The organism is Tepidimonas alkaliphilus (genome assembly GCF_007556595.1).
Lineage (GTDB): Bacteria > Pseudomonadota > Gammaproteobacteria > Burkholderiales > Burkholderiaceae_C > Tepidimonas > Tepidimonas alkaliphila.
This window is the reverse complement of record NZ_VJNB01000001.1, coordinates 106,903-123,923: the sequence shown is the minus strand read 5'-3', so window position 1 is coordinate 123,923 and position 17,021 is coordinate 106,903. Positions and strand designations below refer to the sequence as shown.

Here is a 17,021-nt window from a genome sequence, read left to right as displayed (position 1 = left end):
TGCTCAGAACACGATGCCATTCCAGCGCGAGCCGGCGTGCAGCCAGCGCTGGAATGACACAGCTTCGCTCTGGGCGGCGACAAGAGGACCAACCATCGCTCGAACGGGTTTGGATGACAAAAGGCGCCCGCGGCAAATAACCCGGGCGCCGGCAGCCTCATCAAGCCATCCACGCCACCGTGCAAGCGTGGCGTATCTTAATCTTACTTGCGCAAACCCAGCTTCTGAATCAACGCCAGATACCGCTGCGCATCCTTCGACTTGAGGTAGTCCAGCAGTTTGCGGCGGCGGCTGACGAGCTTGAGCAGGCCGCGACGACCGTGGTGATCTTTCGGGTGCGCCTTGAAATGCGGCGTCAAGTCGTTGATGCGCGCCGTCAGCAGCGCCACCTGGACCTCGGGGCTGCCGGTGTCGCGCTCGCCGCGGGCGTGCTCTGCAATGACCTGCGCTTTATCCTTCGATGTGATCATGCCTATCAACTCCTTGCCAACTTGCGTGACACGCAGCACGCGCAGCCATGAGGACTGACCGCGCCTTTTGTTGCCGCAACGTCACGTGCGCCTAGCCTCTACTTGCCAAAGGCCAGGTAAGCTTAGGATTATATCTTCTCAGCGCCCGCCGCGGCGGGTCGAGTCATGCGGCAAGTGTGAGGCTGCTGCGCCTCGTCCGCCTCGATGCGCTGCAACACCCGAAAACCGTAGCCTGAACCCTCCACATCAAACGGCACGCCCGGGGCGCCTTGACGCTCCATGACCGCCACCATCAAGGGTTGCTGCGCTTGATGATCCTCGGCGCGCATGCGCAGGCGCTGACCAGCCAGGGTGACATCGGCCTGCTCCAGTGCGCGCGCCAGCGCCAGCGCCGTCGGCGCGCCATCAGGCCCGAGCGCACCGCCTGCACGCGCCGCGCGCGCCAGCGCCTGCGCCAGCGCCTCGATCATCAGCTGCATGCGCAAGTGGATGTAATCATCTGCCGGATTCGGAAAGCGCTGGCGAAACGCCTCCACCAGGCGGCGCGACTCCTCCCCAGGGGCGTTTGGAAACCAGTCCGCCACCGCGATCACCTTGCCGACGCCGGCCTCGCCAATGGCCGCCGGCGCACCCAGTGCGTTGCCGTAAAAAGTGTAAAACTTGCCCTCGAATTGCAGCTCGCGCGCCGCGCGCACCAGCAGTGTCAAGTCGTTGCCCCAGTTGCCCGTGATGACGGCCTGCGCGCCGCTGGCCTTGATCTTGGTCACGTAAGGCGCAAAGTCTTTGACGCGGGCCAGGGGGTGCAAGTCCTCGCCCGCGATGCGCACATCGGGACGCTGCAGCGCGAGTTGACGCCGCGCCTCGCGCAACACCGCTTGACCAAAGCTGTAATCTTGCCCGATCAAGTAAACGCTTTTGACCTCGGCGTCGCGCCGCAACACCCCCATCAGCGCCGCCATGCGCATATCGGCGTGCGCGTCAAAGCGGAAGTGCCAAAAGCTGCAGCGTTCATTGGTCAACACCGGATCGACCGCCGCGTAGTTGAGGAACACGACTTGACGCCGCGGATCACGCTCGTTGTGGCGATGGATGGCCTCGATCAACGCCGCCGCCACCGCCGAGGAATTGCCCTGAGCGACGATGGTGATGCCATCGTCCAGCGCCGCCTGCAACGCCGACAGCGCCTCCTGCGGCTGACCTTTGCTGTCGTAGCGCACAATCTGCAGCGGTCGGCGCACGCCCCCGCCCAGATCGACGCCGCCGCGCGCGTTGACCCGCTCGCATGCCCAGACCAAGTTGCGAAAAACCGCCTCGCCCGCGTTGCCTATCGGGCCGGACAGCGCCTCCACCAACGCCACACGAATAGGCGCCGCAGCGCGAGCAGACGCTGCGAAGGCCGAGGCTGCCCACGCCCCCGCCAGCCCCGCCAGGGCTCCCAGCGCAGCGCGGCGCGTTGGTTTGGATGAAATGGTTGCCAGACTTGGGGTCATGCTTGCTCCGTGGACAACAAGTCGATCAGGTTGACATGCACGGCGATTGTAGCATTTCGTAATTCATAATTACAGATAGAGGTGCGCCAGCCGAGTGGGGTCTTAAGTCGGCTAACGCGCCGGCGCCGCCAGCGACCATGGCTCCAGCGGCCAGCGCGGTTTGACATCGAACGCCCAACCGTCGCCTTGCGGCAGCCAGCCGCCGGCCTGCCAGCGCATGGCAGCGGCCAGCGCGATCATCGCGCCGTTGTCCGTGCACAGCGTCAGCTCCGGGTAATGCACCCGCACCCCCTGGCGCGCGCACGCCTGCGCAAGCTGAGCCCGCAACCACTGGTTGGCGCCCACACCGCCAGCCACCACCAACCGTTTCAGGCCCGTCAAGCGCAGCGCCGCCAACGCCTTATGCACCAGCACTTCGACGATCGCCGCCTGCGTGGAGGCGGCCAGGTCGGCCTTGCGCGCGGCCAGCTCCGGGCCCAACTTGCGCGCTTGCGTCAGCACCGCGGTCTTGAGCCCGGCAAAAGAAAAATCCAGGCCGCCGCTGTGCAACAGCGGGCGCGGCAGCGCAAACGCCGCCGGATCGCCCTGCTCGGCCAGCCGCGCCAGCGCCGGCCCGCCAGGGTAGCCCAGCCCCAGCACTTTGGCGGCTTTGTCAAACGCCTCGCCGGCGGCGTCGTCGATGGTCTCCCCCAAAAGCTGGTAACGCCCCACGCCCTCGACCCGCATCAACTGGGTGTGTCCGCCGGAGACCAACAACGCCACGAATGGAAACGCGGGCGGGTCGGCGCTCAAAAACGGTGACAACAAATGCCCCTCGAGGTGGTGCACGCCCAGCGCCGGCACTTGCAGCGCGCAGGCCAGCGCGCAGGCCACGCCGGCCCCAACCAGCAGCGCCCCGGCCAAACCCGGGCCGCGCGTGTAAGCCACCGCCTGCACATCGTGCAGCGTCAAGCCGGCCTGCCCCAGCGCCTCGTCCAGCAGAGGCAGCAGTCGGCGGATGTGGTCGCGGCTGGCCAGCTCCGGCACCACGCCGCCGTAATTGCGGTGCATGGCGACCTGGCTGTGCAAGGCCGCGCCCAGCAGCTGAGGCGGCTGCGAGCCGCACGCCCGCACCACGCCGACACCGGTCTCGTCGCACGAGGTTTCAATACCCAAGAACACCATGCGGTTGAGCCCCTGCGGTCATGCCGACGGCGCGCCCGTAAAAAAACCACCGCGCGGGCGGTGGTCGGCTTGCGGTTGATTCGCGCTGGCGGAGCGGACGGGGCTCGAACCCGCGACCCCCGGCGTGACAGGCCGGTATTCTAACCAACTGAACTACCGCTCCAGCACGATCAATGGCGACCCTACGGGGATTCGAACCCCGGTTCTCACCGTGAAAGGGTGATGTCCTAGGCCTCTAGACGATAGGGTCGTCGAGTCACAAACGACTGGCGGAGCGGACGGGGCTCGAACCCGCGACCCCCGGCGTGACAGGCCGGTATTCTAACCAACTGAACTACCGCTCCAGCAAAATCCGTGGCGACCCTACGGGGATTCGAACCCCGGTACTCACCGTGAAAGGGTGATGTCCTAGGCCTCTAGACGATAGGGTCGGGTATCCGGTGGTGGAGGTAAGCGGGATCGAACCGCTGACCTCTTGCATGCCATGCAAGCGCTCTCCCAGCTGAGCTATACCCCCACGGGAATCGAAGCTTGGACGGCTTAAGCGTTAACGCCTTTGAGCCATCGTGCGCTGTCGAGATTTGAATTATAGCCATAAATTCGACACGTTTTCGGCCTCGGCTGCAAAAAGGCCGTCCGACCTTGCCAGCGCCAGCGTCTTCAGACCGCAGCCAGCCGCGCCAGCACGTCCTCGCGCCGATGCAGCGCCAGCACCGCGTCCACCGACGGGGTCTGCGCCACGCCCATCACCAGCACGCGCACCGGCATGGCCAGCTGCGGCATCTTCAGGCCGTGGGCGGCAAGGGTCGCCTTCAATGCCGCGGCGATGTCGGCCGCCGTCCACGGCGCGTCGGCCAGGCGCTGACGCAGTTCCGCCAGCGCCGGGCGCACCGCGCCGGTGACGTGCTGCGCCAAGTCCTCGGCGCGCGGCGTCGGCGCCAAGTAGTAGGGCTGCGCCCAGTCCGCCAGCGCCGCCGTGGTGTCGCAACGGTCCTTGAACAGGCCGCAGATCGCCGGCAGCCGCTCGTCGGCCTGCACGCCGCGGCGCGCCAGCTGCTCGGCCACCAGCGGCGCCAGCCGCTCGTTGGGCGTCATCTTCAGGTGCTGCGCGTTGACCCAGCGCAGCTTAGCCTCGTCGAACTGCGCCGCGCTCCTGCCCAGGTGGTCGAGGTCGAACCACTGCAGGAACTGCTCGCGCGTGAAGATCTCGTCGTCGCCGTGACTCCAGCCCAGCCGCGCCAGGTAGTTGATCATGGCGTCGGGCAAAAAGCCCGCGTCGCGGTACCACGTCACCGGCTTGGCGCCGTGGCGCTTGCTCATCTTCTCGCCCTGCTCGTTGAGCACGGTGGGCAGGTGGGCGTACACCGGCGGCTCGTGGCCGAGCGCGCGGATGATGTTGATCTGGCGCGGGGTGTTGTTGACGTGGTCGTCGCCGCGGATGACGTGCGTGATGCGCATGTCGATGTCGTCCACGACGACGCAGAAGTTGTAGGTCGGCACGCCGATCTCGCCCACCGGCGCCTGGCGCGCGATGACCAGGTCGTCGAGCTCGTCGTTGCGGATCTCGATGCGGCCCTTGACCTTGTCGTCCCACACGACGCTGCCCGACAGCGGATTCTTGAAGCGGATCACCGGCAGCACGCCGCTGGGCGGCGTCGGCAGCACCTTGCCCGGCTCCGGGCGCCAGGTGCCGTCGTAGCGCGGCTTGAGCTTGGCGGCCATCTGACGCTCGCGCAGGGCGTCGAGCTCCTCAGGCGTCATGTAGCAGTGGTAGGCCAGCCCCGCCTGCAGCATCTGCGCGATGACCTCGCGGTAGCGCTCCATGCGCTGCATCTGGTAGTACGGCCCCTCGTCGGGGGTGAGGCCCAGCCACTCCATCGCCTCCAGGATCACGCGCACCGCCTCGTCGGTGGAGCGCTCCTGGTCGGTGTCCTCGATGCGCAGGATGAAGTCGCCGCCGTGCGCGCGCGCGAATGCCCACGGGTAGAGGGCCGAGCGGATGTTGCCGAGGTGGATGAAGCCCGTCGGCGACGGGGCGAAGCGGGTGCGGACTCGTGGCGTCATGATGGATCGGAATCGGAAGGTGGCTCCGGCGCGTCAGACGAGCGCGTCCAGGCCGCGCGCCAGATCGGCGGTGAGGTCGTCCAGATGCTCCAGCCCGACCGAGACGCGGATCAGCGCCTGCGTGATGCCGGCGTCCTGGCGCTGCGCCTCGGTCAGGCGCCCGTGCGAGGTGCTGGCCGGATGCGAGCACAGCGTCTTGGTGTCGCCGAGGTTGGTGGACAGCGACGCCAGCCGCAGCGCATCCAGCACCGCGAACGCCCGCGCGCGGCCCTCCTCGGGGCCGGTGGCCTTGACCTCGAAGGCGACGATGGCGCCACCGCAGCCGCCCTGCTGGCGCATCGCCAGCGCGTGCTGCGGGTGGCCGGGCAGCCCGGGGTAATGCACGCGCGCCACGGCCGGGTGCGCCTGCAGCCACTGCGCCAGCGCCAGCGCCGTGGCGCTTTGCGCGCGCACGCGCAGGTGCAGCGTCTCCAAGCCCTTGAGCACCACCCAGGCGTTGAACGGCGCCAGCGTCATGCCGGCGCTGCGCAGCACCGGCAGGAACTTCTCCTCCACCAGCGCGCGGCTGGCGCACAGCGCGCCGGCCATCACCCGCCCCTGCCCGTCGAGGAACTTGGTGCCGGAGTGGATGACGATGTCGGCGCCGAATTCGGCCGGGCGCTGCAGCGCCGGCGTGGCAAAGCAGTTGTCCACCGCCAGCCAGGCGCCGGCGGCGTGGGCGATGTCGGCCAGCGCCGCGATGTCGCAGACCTCGGTCAGCGGGTTGGTGGGGGTTTCGGCCAGCAGCAGGCGCGTGCGGGGTGTGACCGCCGCGCGCCAGGCGTCCAGATCGGTCTGCGGCACGAAGGTGGCCTGCACGCCGAACTTGGCCAGGTCGCTGCCGATCAGCTTGATCGTGGCGCCGAACATCGAGCGCGAGCAGACCACGTGGTCGCCGGCCTGCAGCAAGCCCAGCGCCAGCATCAGGATCGCCGCCATGCCGGAGGAGGTGGCGATCGCCGCCTCGGTGCCTTCCAGCGCCGCGAGCCGCTGCTCGAAGCTGGCGGTCGTGGGGTTGCCGTAGCGGCCGTAGGTGTAGCCGTCCTCGTCGCCGGCGAAGCGCGCCGCGGCGGCCTCGGCGCTGGGCTGCACGTAGCCGCTGGTGAGAAACAGCGCCTCGGCGTTTTCGCCGTACGGCGAGCGCGGCACGGCCACGCGCACCGCGGCGGTTTCGGGATGCAGCGCCACGCAGTCAAACCTCCTGAACACTGGGCAGCGTCAAACGCGAGCCGCCGCCGTCGTCTTCTTCGAGCGCAGGCATGCAACGCGGCGCATTCATCGCCTCCACCTGCTCAGGCGTCACATCGCCGGTGATGTAGTGGCCATCAAAGCACGAGGCCTCAAACCCCTGCAGGTGAGGGTTGAGCGCCGCCACCGCGCGCTTCATAGCCTCCAAATCTTGGTAGATCAGGGCATCGCAGCCGATCAGCTGGCGCACCTCCTCCACCGAGCGACCGTGGGCGACCAGCTCCTGCTGCGTCGGCATGTCGATACCATACACATTTGGATAGCGCACCGGCGGCGCGGCGCTGGCCAAATAGACCTTGCGCGCGCCGGCCTCGCGCGCCATCTGCACGATCTCGCGGCTGGTGGTGCCGCGCACGATGGAGTCGTCCACCAGCAGCACGTTGCGCCCGGCGAACTCGCTGGCAATCACGTTGAGCTTCTGGCGCACCGACTTCTTGCGCACCGCCTGCCCGGGCATGATGAAGGTGCGCCCGACGTAGCGGTTTTTCACGAAACCTTCGCGATAGGGACGACCAATCAGGCGCGCCACCTCCATCGCCGCTGGGCGGCTGGACTCGGGGATCGGGATCACGGCGTCGATCTCGCTGGGCGGCATGGTGGAGACCACGCGCGTGGCCAGCGCTTGGCCCATGTTGAGCCGCGCTTGATAGACCGAGATGCCGTCGATCACCGAATCGGGCCGCGCGAGATAGACAAACTCGAAGATGCAGGGGTGGTGACGCGGGGCGTCGGCGCACTGGCGCGCGTGAAGTTGCCCATCGAGCGTGACCCAAATCGCTTCGCCCGGCGCGACGTCGCGCTCGAAACGATGGCCGGTGCCCTCTAGCGCCACCGACTCGCTGGCCGCCATCACCGTGCCGTCCGGGCCGCGGCCGATGCACAGCGGGCGGATGCCATACGGGTCGCGAAACACCAGCATGCCGTGGCCGGCGATGAGCGCCACCACCGCGTAGCTGCCGCGCACGCGGCGGTGCACCGCCGCCACCGCCGCGAAGATCGACTCCAGTTGCAGCGCGCCGCCCTGCGAAGCGCGCCCGAGCTCGTGCGCCAGCACGTTGAGCAGCACCTCGGAGTCGCTCTCGGTGTTGATGTGGCGGTGGTCGGTCTGCACCAGCTCCTGGCGCAGCTGCTGCGCGTTGGTCAGGTTGCCGTTGTGCGCCAACACGACGCCGAATGGCGCGTTGACGTAGAACGGCTGCGCCTCCTCCTCGCTGTTGGCGTTGCCGGCCGTGGGGTAGCGCACCTGACCGAGCCCGCAATTGCCGGGCAGCGCGCGCATGTTGCGGGTGCGAAAGACGTCGCGCACCATGCCGCGGGCCTTGTGCATGAAAAATTTGTGCCCCAGCTGCGTGACGATGCCCGCAGCGTCCTGCCCTCGATGCTGCAGCAGCAGCAGCGCGTCATAGATCAGCTGGTTGACCGGTTGGGTGCTGACCACCCCGACGATGCCACACATGAATCGGCCCCTTGCCGCTCGTTACGGAAAATACACCGCCGCCGGCGGCGGCACGTAAGGACGCAACGCCTGCAAGCCCTGCTCCAGCCAACGCACGCCCACCGACGCGCGCCAGGGCGTCGATTGAGCCCACGGAGTTTGCCAGACCAGCAAGGTTAACCCCAGCAACAACACCACCCCGCGCAACGCGCCGAACAGGGCGCCAAGCGCTCGATCGGCTGGACGCAAGCCCAAGGCCATGGCCCCGCGGCGCAACAGCCAAGCCAGCCAACCGGCCGCCAGCGCCACGGCCACAAACGCCAGCGCAAATCCGACGGCGTAGCGCAGCGGCTCGCCCCAGCCTTCCAGCGGCAGCGCCTGGCCGATGGGGAGCGCCGCGTGCTGCGCGACGACAAAGGCCGCCACCCACCCCATCAACGACACCGCCTCAAACAGCAAGCCGCGCCAGCCGCCGATCAGCACCGAGGCGCTCATCACGAGGAGCAATCCCAAGTCCACCAGCGCCATCGTCACAGCGTCAGCACCGCCGCCGGCAGGCCCAACGCCTTGACCTTTTCGGCCACCTTCTCGGCCTCGGCGCGGCTGTCGAACGGCCCCACGCGCACGCGGATACGCTTGCCCTGAGGGGTGTCGGCGACGTGGGTGTAGGTCTTGAGGCCAGCGCTTTCCAGCCGCCGACGCACTTCCTGCGCGCGCGCGGCCTCGGCGTAGGCGCCGACCTGCACGACGACGCGCACCTTCGCGGCCTCCATTGCCGGGCCAGGAGGCGTGGCTGACGTTGTGGCCGAAGGCTGCGGCGCCGACACCGCAGCCAGCGGCGCTGGACGGGCCGGGGCGGGCGCAGCAGCCGAGTCAGCCGGGGACGCCGATGCCACGGACGGGGAGCCCGGGGCAGCGAGGGCTGGCGCCTGCGCCGCTCGCGGCGACGGCAGCACCACCTGCTCCACCGGCTCGGCCGCCGGGGCCGGCGCGACGCCCGGCGCGGGCAGCGGCGCTGCGGCGTCGCGCGGCGGGATCTCGATCGCCACGTCCACCGGCACCGGACGCGGCTGCGCTTCCAGCAGCCACGGCAGCACGATCACCGCGGCCCCGACCAGCACCGCCGCGCCGATCAACCGGCGACGCGCCTGGCGGCGCAGCGCCTCCAGGCTGGGGGCGTCGGGGGGCGCATCGCCCGCCGACGAGGCAGCGGCGCGGGACGAGCGCGAGCCAAATTGGAACATGCTTCAGGCTTGCAGGTGCTTGGCGCCCAGGCGCGGCAACCCATGTTGCAGCACGCCCCCCACCGTGTAGAACGATCCGAAGACCACGATTCTACCAGCGGGGTCCGCGGCGGCCACGGCGGCGGCCAACGCCTCGGCCGGCCCGGGGTGCACCTGCGCGGCCACGTCGGCGCGGCGCGTCAGCCCCTGCCAGCGCTGGCGCAGCGCCTCGGCCGGCGCGGCGCGCGGCGTCGGCAGGTCGCAGAAATGCCAGCCGTCCACCAGCGCGTCGAGCCGCGCCAGCATCGGCGCCACGTCCTTGTCGGCCATGGCACCGAACACCGCCAGCGTCTGCGGGTAAAAGCCCATCGCGTCGAGGTTGTCCGCCAGCGCCGCCGCCGAGTGCGGGTTGTGCGCCACGTCCAGCACCAGCACCGGCTGCCCCGGCACCACCTGGAAACGCCCCGCCCACTCCACCGTGGCCAGCCCCTGCCGCACCGCCTGGGCGGTGACCGGCAGGCGCGCGCGCAGCGCCTCCAGCGCCGCCAGCGCGCCGCTGGCGTTGAGCAGCTGGTTGACGCCGCGCAGCGCCGGAAACGCCAGCCCGGCGTAGCGACGCGCGCGTCCCTGCCAGTGCCACTGCTGACGGTCGCCGCCGTGGCGGAAGTCGCGCCCCGCGAGCCACAGGTCGGCGCCGATCTCGCGCGCGCGGTCGATCACGCTGCGCGGCGGCGCCGGGTCGGCCACGATGGCGGGCCGGCCGGTGCGCAGGATGCCGGCCTTCTCGTAGCCGATGGCCTCGCGGTCGGGGCCGAGGTACTCCATGTGGTCGAGGTCGATACTGGTGATGACGGCGCAGTCGGCGTCCCACAGGTTGACGGCGTCGAGCCGTCCGCCCATGCCGACCTCCAGGATCAGCACCTCGGGCCGCTGCGCCAGCAGCGCGTGCACGCAGGCCAGCGTCGTGAACTCGAAGTAGCTCAGCGCCACGTCGCCAGCGACGCGGCGCGCCGCCTCCACCGCCGCGAACGACGGCGCGAGCCGCGCCTCGGCCAGCGGCTGGCCGTCCAGCCGCGCGCGTTCCTCGAAGCGCACCAGGTGCGGCGAGGTGTAGAGCCCGGTGCGGTAGCCGGCGGCGCGGGCGATGGCCTCCAGCATCGCGCAGGTGGAACCCTTGCCGTTGGTGCCGGCCACCGTGATCACCGGGCAGACCGGCTGCAGCGCCGCGCCCATCACCGCGGCCACCGCGCGCACGCGCTCCAGCCCGAGCGTGATGCGCTGCCCGTGCAGGCGCTCCAGATGCGCCAGCCAGACGGCCAGCGGGGCATCGGCGGACGGAGCATCGACGGAGGTCGGGGTCGGGTCGGTCATGGTCTTGGAGGGGGGCAACGCGAACCGCCCGCATTGTGCCAACACCGCCGCCCGCCTTGCGCTGCGCTACGATGGCGGCCATGATCACCGTGTATGGCATCCCCAACTGCGAGACGGTCAAAAAAGCGCGCGCGTGGCTGCAAGCGCAGCAGCGTGCTTACACCTTTCACGACTTCAAAAAGCAAGGCGTGCCCGAGAGCCGTCTGGACGCATGGTTGGCCGCGCTGGGATGGGAGGCGCTGCTGAACCGCCGTGGCGCCACCTGGCGCCAACTCGATGAAGCCACGCGGGCCGGCGTCACCGACGCCGCCAGCGCCCGCGCACTGATGCTGGCCAAGCCCAGCGTGATTCGCCGCCCGGTGGTGGAATGGAGCGATGGCGCCATCAGCGCAGGCTTCGATGCACAGGCGTGGGCGCAGCGACACTAGAGCCGCCGGCTGCGCCTGGCCAGACGCCTTCGCCCCCCTACAATGGGGGCGGCAACCACGTCGGACGCCCCGCCACACGGCCTCGGCCTGTGCGCCAACGGGGCTAACGTCATATGGCGTCCGGCGGGGTTCGCTCCTCACGATTGACGCTTGATTACATAACCAACCACCATGTCCGTCATCCTGCAAAGCTTGCCTGTTGGCCGCAAGGTCGGCATCGCCTTCTCCGGCGGCCTGGACACCAGCGCCGCGCTGCTGTGGATGCGCCAGAAAGGCGCCATCCCTTATGCCTACACCGCCAACCTGGGCCAGCCCGACGAGCCGGACTACGATGCCATCCCGAAGCGCGCGCTGGCCTACGGGGCCGAGAAGGCGCGTCTGGTGGACTGCCGGCCGCAGCTGGCCGCCGAAGGCTTGGCGGCGCTGCAGTGCGGGGCGTTCCACATCAGCACCGCGGGCGTGACCTACTTCAACACCACGCCGCTGGGTCGCGCCGTGACCGGCACGATGCTGGTGGCGGCCATGAAGGAGGACGACGTCCACATCTGGGGCGACGGCTCCACCTACAAGGGCAACGACATCGAGCGCTTTTACCGCTATGGCCTGCTGACCAATCCCGGACTGCAGATCTACAAGCCGTGGCTGGATCAGGCGTTCATCGACGAGCTGGGCGGCCGCAAAGAGATGAGCGAGTTTCTGATCCGTCACGGCTTCGAGTACCGCATGTCGGTGGAAAAGGCCTACAGCACCGACAGCAACATGCTGGGCGCCACGCACGAGGCCAAGGATCTGGAGCACCTGAGCGCCAGCATCCGCATCGTCAACCCGATCATGGGCGTGCCGTTCTGGCGCGAGGACTGCGACATCCGCCCCGAGGAGGTCACGGTGCGCTTCGAGGAGGGCCGCCCGGTGGCCTTGAACGGGCGCGAATACCCGGACCTGGTGGAGCTGTTCCTCGAGGCCAACCGCATCGGCGGGCGCCACGGCCTGGGCATGAGCGACCAGATCGAGAACCGCATCATCGAGGCCAAGAGCCGCGGCATCTACGAAGCCCCCGGCATGGCGCTGCTGTTCATCGCCTACGAGCGGCTGCTCACCGGCATCCACAACGAGGACACCATCGAGCAGTACCGCGACAATGGCCGCAAGCTCGGCCGCCTGCTCTACCAGGGCCGCTGGTTCGATCCGCAGGCCATCATGCTGCGCGAGGCGGCGCAGCGCTGGGTGGCGCGCGTCATCACCGGGGAGGTGACGCTGGAGCTGCGCCGCGGCAACGACTACTCGATCCTCGACACCCGAAGCCCCAATCTGACCTACCACCCCGAGCGGCTGACGATGGAAAAGGGCGCCGCTGCGTTCAGTCCACGCGACCGCATCGGGCAGTTGACGATGCGCAACCTCGACATCGCCGACACGCGCGACAAGCTCACTCTCTACTGCCAAACCGGCTTGCTGGGGGCTGACCCGGCAGGAGGCTGGCTGCGCCTGACCCCCGACACAGGCGATGCGACGCCGCCGCGTAACGGGGTGTAACAAGCGTTTGGCATTGCAAGGCCGCCTTGGGGAGGACGGCAAGGGCCCGCACAATTGCGCTCCAGCAACGGCTCCAGTTGGGAGTCGCCTCGTAGGAGCAAGCATTCATGTGGCTCGTTGCGCCGTTTGATGCCGAACTGATCGACCGTATCAACCGTGCCCAGGCGGGCGTGGCGCCTTCCCCCGCCTACCCGCTGACCTGCCCGCACGCCCGCGATGGCCGCCACGCCTTGGCTGGCGGCTACATAGGCGTGTTGGTGGCGCAGCGCCGGGGGTTGATCTGCCCCACATGCGGATATCAGCAGCGCTGGCTGACAGTATCGGTGTTGACCGCTGCCGAGCGCGCAGTTGACGAGCCCGCTGCGGCGCAGGCGCAGCGCATCGAGCGGCGGCGTCAAAGTGCGCTGGAGGACTTTCGCCGCCTGGTGCGCGCCGGGCAGCTGAGCGCGCAAACCATGGTCGAGACGCTGGAGGCGATGGCGGCACGCCCGCACGCGCGCTGCAGCGAAGCGCCCGCTCAGGAAGCCGCCCTGGCGCTGGCGGCTTGAGCGCCGCAGCGGCGCTTACCCCACGCACACCGGCTCCGGCTCCAACCGGATGCCGAAACGCTCATAGACGCTGGTTTGGATCAACCGCGCCAGCGTCATCACCTCTCCGCCTGAGCATGGATCCTGGGGCCCGCCGCGGTTGACCAGCACCAGCGCCTGCTTCTCATACACCCCCGCTCGGCCAACCGTCTTGCCGCGCCAGCCGCAGGCATCGATCAGCCAACCGGCGGCCAGCTTGACGCTGCCGTCGGGCATCGGGTAGTGAACCACGCGCGGGTCGCGACCGATGATGTCGGCGCACTGCTCGGCGGTGACCGTGGGGTTCTTGAAAAAGCTGCCGGCGTTGCCCAACACCGCCGGATCGGGCAGCTTGGCGCGGCGGATGGCGCACACCCACTCCAACACTTGCCACGGCGAGGGCTGCTGGATCCCGGTTTCGGCCACCTTGCGCTGCAAATCTTGGTAGGACAGCTCAGGACGCCAGCGCCGTGGTAGCCAGAAGCGCACGCGCGTGATCAACGCGCGCCCCCGCAAGCCCATGCCCCGCGCGCCGGGCCGATCGTGCTTAAAAACCGAATCGCGGTAGCCAAAGGCGCAATGCTCGTGGTGCAGCGTGAAGGTCTCGCCCGTCTCCAGATCGATCGCGTCCAGCGAGTGAAAGCGGTCTTGCAGCTCCACCCCGTAAGCGCCAATGTTTTGCACCGGCGCCGCCCCGACCGTGCCGGGGATCAGCGCCAGGTTCTCCAAGCCTGGCCAGCCCTGCTGCAGCGTCCAGACGACAAAATCGTGCCACCGCTCGCCAGCGCCCGCCTCCACCAGCCAGCCGCGCTCGTCCTCGCGCAGCAAGCGCCGTCCGGGGATTTCGACCTTCAAAACGGTGCGCTGCACATCGCCCGCCAGCACGATGTTGCTGCCGCCGCCAAGAATGAAGGTGTGCTGCCAGTCCCAGCCAGGCTGACGCAGCAGCGCCCGCACGTCATCCTCGCTGCGCACGCGCACCAGGCAACGCGCGCGCGCCGCGATCCCAAACGTGTTGAGCCGCTGCAGCGGCGCTTGGTATTCGACCTGCATGCTCGCGATTGTCGCAAAGCCTGGCAAGGCAAAGCCGGCGCGCCGTCAAGAGCGGGGGCGGCAACTCGCTCAACGTTCGGGCTGGCGCGCAGCCGGCTAACGCCGCCTGCGCCTGCGGCGTCAGCCAGGTCGTTGCGGAGGGCTGGACTTGGCTGCGCGGCTGCGCTCGCCAATGCGGCTTTCTTGTCCTGCCAGCAAGCGTTGGATGTTGCCGGCGTGCCGCCAGAGCAACAGCGCCACCATGGCCACCATCGCCGCCGCGATCGGCAACCGAGCCTCCCACCACAAGCCATCCAACCAACCGTAACCCAGCGGCGCCGCCAGCGCCGCCACGATGGCGGCCAGCGACGAATAGCGCAGCGTCAGCGCCACCGCCACCCAAGTGAACACCACCAGCAAGCCCAGCGGCGGCACCCATGCCAGCATCACCCCAGCTGCCGTGGCCACCCCTTTGCCGCCTCGAAAACGGAACCACACGGGAAACAAGTGCCCCAAAAATGCGGCCAACCCGACGCAGGCCAGCGCGCCGTCGGCAAGGCCCCAGTTCGATCCCCAGCGCGCGCTCGCCCACACCGGCGCCCAGCCTTTGAGTCCATCCAGCAGCAGCGTCAACAGCGCTGCCGCCTTGCTGCCGCTGCGCAGCACGTTGGTGGCCCCCGGGTTGCCACTGCCGTAAGTGCGTGGGTCGGCCAGGCCCATGACGCGGCTGACCAGCACGGCAAACGACAGCGAGCCCACCAAGTAAGCCAACAGCGCCGCCACCGCGGCAGCCACCCAAGGCGTCGATTCGGGCACGGGCAACTCCTCCTGCAGCGCGGATTGTGCCAGCGCCGCCTGCGCTGTGCGCGGACGGCCGCCGCGCACGGGGTCGGCGGGCGCTGTCGCCAGCATGACGGCCATCGTCCGTGAAAGGGCTGCCGCTCGGAATAATTGTCAAGTTATGGATGCTCTTGCGCGGACAAGCCGCAGCGCCTACGTCACCTTGCGCGGCGTGCGCCACCACCTGCGCTGGTGGGGCCGGCCCGACCCCGAACAGCCGCCGCTGTGGTTGCTGCACGGTTGGATGGACGTGTCGGCTTCGTGGCAATGGGTGGTGGAAGCGCTGGCGCCGCCGCGTTGGTGCATCGCGCCGGACTGGCGCGGGTTTGGCTTATCTCGGGCGGCTCACCTCCCGCCGGATCACTTTCCTCCGCCGTATGGCTTGGGCGACCATTACGTGCTGGCCGACTACCTTGGCGATCTTGACGCCCTGATCGCCCATGTCAACGCGCAGCTCGGTCGCGCGCCAGATGCACCGGTGGATCTGGTGGGTCACAGCATGGGCGGCAACATCGCCATGCTCTACGCTGGCGTGCGCCCGCAACGCGTGCGTCGGCTGGTCAATCTGGAGGGGTTTGGCCTGCCGGCCAGCGACCCGGCCCAGGCGCCGCGCCACCTGGCTCGCTGGCTGGATGATTTGGGACGATACGCACAAGGCGACATCCGGCTCAAAACCTACCGCGGGCTGGATGGGGTGGCCGCACGGCTGATGAAAACCAACCCGCGCTTGCCGCTTGAGCGCGCACGCTGGCTGGCAGCCCACTGGGCGCGTCCGCTCGACCCGGCCCAACCTGACGGCGAATGGGTCATCCTGGGCGACGCCGCCCACAAGGTGCGCAGCAGCCAGCCCTACCGACTCGACGAGGTGTTGGCGACGTGGGCTGCCATTGAGGCGCCGGTGCTGGTGGTCGAGGGCAGCGACGACAGCCTGGCGCAGTGGTTCCAGCGCGGCGAATATTCGCTGGCGCAGTATCATGAAAGGCTTTCGGTGGTGCGCCACTGTCGCATCGAGCGGGTGGACGATGCCGGCCACATGCTGCATCACGATCAGCCTGGCCAGGTGGCGGCACTGATTGCGTCGCACTTGGGTTGACGGGCTGCAACAGGTCACCCCTAGGATTCAACGCCGGCAGGCTGCAAGGCGCTTGCTCCGGCAAGGGAGGATTGACACTTGAACCCAGCGCCACGCGTCTGGCTGACCGACGCGCTGATGTTGTTGACCGCCGCCATCTGGGGCTCGACCTTCGTCGCCCAGCAGATGGGCATGGACAGCGTCGGGCCGTTTGCTTACACCGCCGCGCGCCTGACGCTGGGGCTGCTGCTGATTGCGCCGCTGTGGCGCTGGCGCGGCGGGCCGTTCGCCGCCATCCCCGTGCTGGATTCCACGGGGCTGTGGCGCGACGGCGCGCTGCTGGGCTTGGTGCTGTTTGTGGCCATCAACCTGCAGCAGGTGGGGCTGCTGGGCACGAGCGTATCCAACGCCGGCTTCATCACCGGGCTGTATGTGGTGCTGGTGCCGCTGCTGCTGGCGCTGTTCGGGCGGCGCGTCGGCCTGCCGGTGTGGCTGGCGGTGGCGCTGGCCACGGCCGGGCTGTATTTCCTCAGCGTCAAGCCCGACGCCACCATCGCCCCGGGCGACTGGCTACAGCTCGGCAGCGCAGCGGTGTGGGCGGTGCATGTGCTGTTGGTGGGCTGTTACGCGCGGCGTCACGATGCGCTGCGGCTGTCGCTGGTGCAGTACCTGGTGGCCGCGGCGCTGTCGTGGGCGGTGGCGCTGGCGCGCGCCGAACCGATGGGCCCGGCGGCGCTGTGGGCCGCAGCGGGCGCCATCGCCTGGGGCGGTATCCTCTCGATCGGCGTGGCCTACACGCTGCAGGTGATCGCGCAGCGCCACGCCCACCCGACGCACGCGGCCATCATCTACAGCAGCGAAGGGGTGTTCTCGGCGCTGGGCGGCTGGTGGGTGCTGGGCGAGGCGATCGGCTGGCGCGGCTGGGGCGGCGCGGCGCTGATCGTCGCCGGCATGCTGGTGGCGCAGCTCGGCCGGCGCGACTGACGGCGCGTGCCGCCCGCCCCCGAAGCGGCGCCTCCGTGCGAAAATCCGCGGTTTGTCATCGA

The 17,021-nt window shown here is 69.1% G+C and carries 16 protein-coding genes and 5 tRNA genes; 5 read left to right on the top strand and 16 right to left on the bottom strand.

Annotated elements, in window-relative coordinates; genetic code table 11:
* Window positions 1–203: 203 nt before the first annotated feature.
* The 14 genes from rpsO to folC all read right to left on the bottom strand — a co-directional run bounded on the left by rpsO (window position 204) and on the right by folC (window position 10,504).
* Complete coding sequence (gene rpsO, locus Talka_RS00615; RefSeq protein ID WP_143889441.1) at window positions 204–470, bottom strand: 30S ribosomal protein S15; 267 nt, start codon at window positions 468–470, stop codon at window positions 204–206.
* Between the two features lie 128 nt (window positions 471–598).
* Window positions 599–1,960: a branched-chain amino acid ABC transporter substrate-binding protein gene (locus Talka_RS00610; RefSeq protein ID WP_143889086.1), complete on the bottom strand. Its 1,362-nt coding sequence runs from the start codon at window positions 1,958–1,960 to the stop codon at window positions 599–601.
* A 111-nt stretch (window positions 1,961–2,071) separates the two neighbouring features.
* Window positions 2,072–3,124: a tRNA (adenosine(37)-N6)-threonylcarbamoyltransferase complex transferase subunit TsaD gene (gene tsaD / locus Talka_RS00605; protein ID WP_143889085.1), complete on the bottom strand. Its 1,053-nt coding sequence runs from the start codon at window positions 3,122–3,124 to the stop codon at window positions 2,072–2,074.
* Window positions 3,125–3,210: 86 nt separating this feature from the next.
* Window positions 3,211–3,287 (bottom strand) — tRNA-Asp (locus Talka_RS00600).
* An 11-nt stretch (window positions 3,288–3,298) separates the two neighbouring features.
* A tRNA-Glu gene (locus Talka_RS00595) sits at window positions 3,299–3,374 on the bottom strand.
* A gap of 17 nt (window positions 3,375–3,391) precedes the next feature.
* Window positions 3,392–3,468: transfer RNA gene (locus tag Talka_RS00590), tRNA-Asp, on the bottom strand.
* Window positions 3,469–3,479: 11 nt separating this feature from the next.
* Window positions 3,480–3,555 (bottom strand) — tRNA-Glu (locus tag Talka_RS00585).
* Window positions 3,556–3,565: 10 nt separating this feature from the next.
* Window positions 3,566–3,641 (bottom strand) — tRNA-Ala (locus Talka_RS00580).
* Window positions 3,642–3,784: 143 nt separating this feature from the next.
* Window positions 3,785–5,188 (bottom strand): glutamate--tRNA ligase, encoded by a 1,404-nt coding sequence (gene gltX, locus Talka_RS00575; protein ID WP_143889084.1) that lies wholly within the window; start codon window positions 5,186–5,188, stop codon window positions 3,785–3,787.
* Between the two features lie 33 nt (window positions 5,189–5,221).
* The gene (locus tag Talka_RS00570; RefSeq protein ID WP_246100506.1) at window positions 5,222–6,415 is read right to left on the bottom strand and encodes an O-succinylhomoserine sulfhydrylase; all 1,194 of its coding nucleotides are present in this window, start codon (window positions 6,413–6,415) and stop codon (window positions 5,222–5,224) included.
* A 4-nt stretch (window positions 6,416–6,419) separates the two neighbouring features.
* Window positions 6,420–7,931, bottom strand: a complete 1,512-nt coding sequence (gene purF / locus Talka_RS00565; protein ID WP_143889082.1) for an amidophosphoribosyltransferase — start codon at window positions 7,929–7,931, stop codon at window positions 6,420–6,422.
* 21 nt (window positions 7,932–7,952) lie between these two features.
* Window positions 7,953–8,438, bottom strand: a complete 486-nt coding sequence (locus tag Talka_RS00560; protein ID WP_143889081.1) for a CvpA family protein — start codon at window positions 8,436–8,438, stop codon at window positions 7,953–7,955.
* Window positions 8,439–8,440: 2 nt separating this feature from the next.
* Entirely contained in the window at window positions 8,441–9,154 is a 714-nt protein-coding gene (locus Talka_RS00555; RefSeq protein WP_143889080.1) for an SPOR domain-containing protein, read from the bottom strand.
* Between the two features lie 3 nt (window positions 9,155–9,157).
* Complete coding sequence (gene folC / locus Talka_RS00550; protein ID WP_143889079.1) at window positions 9,158–10,504, bottom strand: bifunctional tetrahydrofolate synthase/dihydrofolate synthase; 1,347 nt, start codon at window positions 10,502–10,504, stop codon at window positions 9,158–9,160.
* Between the two features lie 80 nt (window positions 10,505–10,584).
* Between folC and Talka_RS00545 the strand changes: the two genes are divergently transcribed.
* From Talka_RS00545 to Talka_RS00535, 3 genes are all read left to right on the top strand, one after another.
* Window positions 10,585–10,932, top strand: coding sequence for an ArsC family reductase (locus Talka_RS00545; protein ID WP_143889078.1), 348 nt, complete (start codon window positions 10,585–10,587; stop codon window positions 10,930–10,932).
* Between the two features lie 171 nt (window positions 10,933–11,103).
* Window positions 11,104–12,465 (top strand): argininosuccinate synthase, encoded by a 1,362-nt coding sequence (gene argG, locus Talka_RS00540; protein ID WP_143889077.1) that lies wholly within the window; start codon window positions 11,104–11,106, stop codon window positions 12,463–12,465.
* Window positions 12,466–12,572: 107 nt separating this feature from the next.
* Complete coding sequence (locus Talka_RS00535; protein ID WP_143889076.1) at window positions 12,573–13,013, top strand: hypothetical protein; 441 nt, start codon at window positions 12,573–12,575, stop codon at window positions 13,011–13,013.
* Between the two features lie 15 nt (window positions 13,014–13,028).
* Here the strand turns inward: Talka_RS00535 and murB are convergent, their stop codons facing one another.
* Both murB and plsY read right to left on the bottom strand, forming a co-directional pair.
* Window positions 13,029–14,084, bottom strand: coding sequence for a UDP-N-acetylmuramate dehydrogenase (murB, locus tag Talka_RS00530; protein WP_143889075.1), 1,056 nt, complete (start codon window positions 14,082–14,084; stop codon window positions 13,029–13,031).
* 120 nt (window positions 14,085–14,204) lie between these two features.
* A complete protein-coding gene (gene plsY, locus Talka_RS00525) occupies window positions 14,205–14,975 on the bottom strand; it encodes a glycerol-3-phosphate 1-O-acyltransferase PlsY (protein ID WP_143889074.1) in 771 nt (256 codons plus the stop codon).
* A gap of 49 nt (window positions 14,976–15,024) precedes the next feature.
* On the opposite strand from plsY, the gene Talka_RS00520 reads away from it, so the two are divergent.
* Together Talka_RS00520 and Talka_RS00515 are read left to right on the top strand one after the other, a co-directional pair.
* A complete protein-coding gene (locus tag Talka_RS00520; protein ID WP_143889073.1) occupies window positions 15,025–15,996 on the top strand; it encodes an alpha/beta fold hydrolase in 972 nt (323 codons plus the stop codon).
* A 78-nt stretch (window positions 15,997–16,074) separates the two neighbouring features.
* A complete protein-coding gene (locus Talka_RS00515) occupies window positions 16,075–16,959 on the top strand; it encodes a DMT family transporter (protein WP_246100505.1) in 885 nt (294 codons plus the stop codon).
* Window positions 16,960–17,021: the final 62 nt, after the last annotated feature.

Excerpts from the sequence above, each read along its gene's own strand:
- purF (WP_143889082.1), bottom strand. The coding sequence starts at position 7,931 with ATGTGTGGCATCGTCGGGGTGGTCAGCACCCAACCGGTCAACCAGCTG.
- Talka_RS00520 (WP_143889073.1), top strand. The coding sequence starts at position 15,025 with ATGGATGCTCTTGCGCGGACAAGCCGCAGCGCCTACGTCACCTTGCGC.
- folC (WP_143889079.1), bottom strand. The coding sequence starts at position 10,504 with ATGACCGACCCGACCCCGACCTCCGTCGATGCTCCGTCCGCCGATGCC.
- Talka_RS00610 (WP_143889086.1), bottom strand. The coding sequence starts at position 1,960 with ATGACCCCAAGTCTGGCAACCATTTCATCCAAACCAACGCGCCGCGCT.
- Talka_RS00560 (WP_143889081.1), bottom strand. The coding sequence starts at position 8,438 with ATGGCGCTGGTGGACTTGGGATTGCTCCTCGTGATGAGCGCCTCGGTG.
- rpsO (WP_143889441.1), bottom strand. The coding sequence starts at position 470 with ATGATCACATCGAAGGATAAAGCGCAGGTCATTGCAGAGCACGCCCGC.
- gltX (WP_143889084.1), bottom strand. The coding sequence starts at position 5,188 with ATGACGCCACGAGTCCGCACCCGCTTCGCCCCGTCGCCGACGGGCTTC.
- murB (WP_143889075.1), bottom strand. The coding sequence starts at position 14,084 with ATGCAGGTCGAATACCAAGCGCCGCTGCAGCGGCTCAACACGTTTGGG.
- tsaD (WP_143889085.1), bottom strand. The coding sequence starts at position 3,124 with ATGGTGTTCTTGGGTATTGAAACCTCGTGCGACGAGACCGGTGTCGGC.
- Talka_RS00545 (WP_143889078.1), top strand. The coding sequence starts at position 10,585 with ATGATCACCGTGTATGGCATCCCCAACTGCGAGACGGTCAAAAAAGCG.
- argG (WP_143889077.1), top strand. The coding sequence starts at position 11,104 with ATGTCCGTCATCCTGCAAAGCTTGCCTGTTGGCCGCAAGGTCGGCATC.
- Talka_RS00535 (WP_143889076.1), top strand. The coding sequence starts at position 12,573 with ATGTGGCTCGTTGCGCCGTTTGATGCCGAACTGATCGACCGTATCAAC.
- plsY (WP_143889074.1), bottom strand. The coding sequence starts at position 14,975 with ATGCTGGCGACAGCGCCCGCCGACCCCGTGCGCGGCGGCCGTCCGCGC.
- Talka_RS00555 (WP_143889080.1), bottom strand. The coding sequence starts at position 9,154 with ATGTTCCAATTTGGCTCGCGCTCGTCCCGCGCCGCTGCCTCGTCGGCG.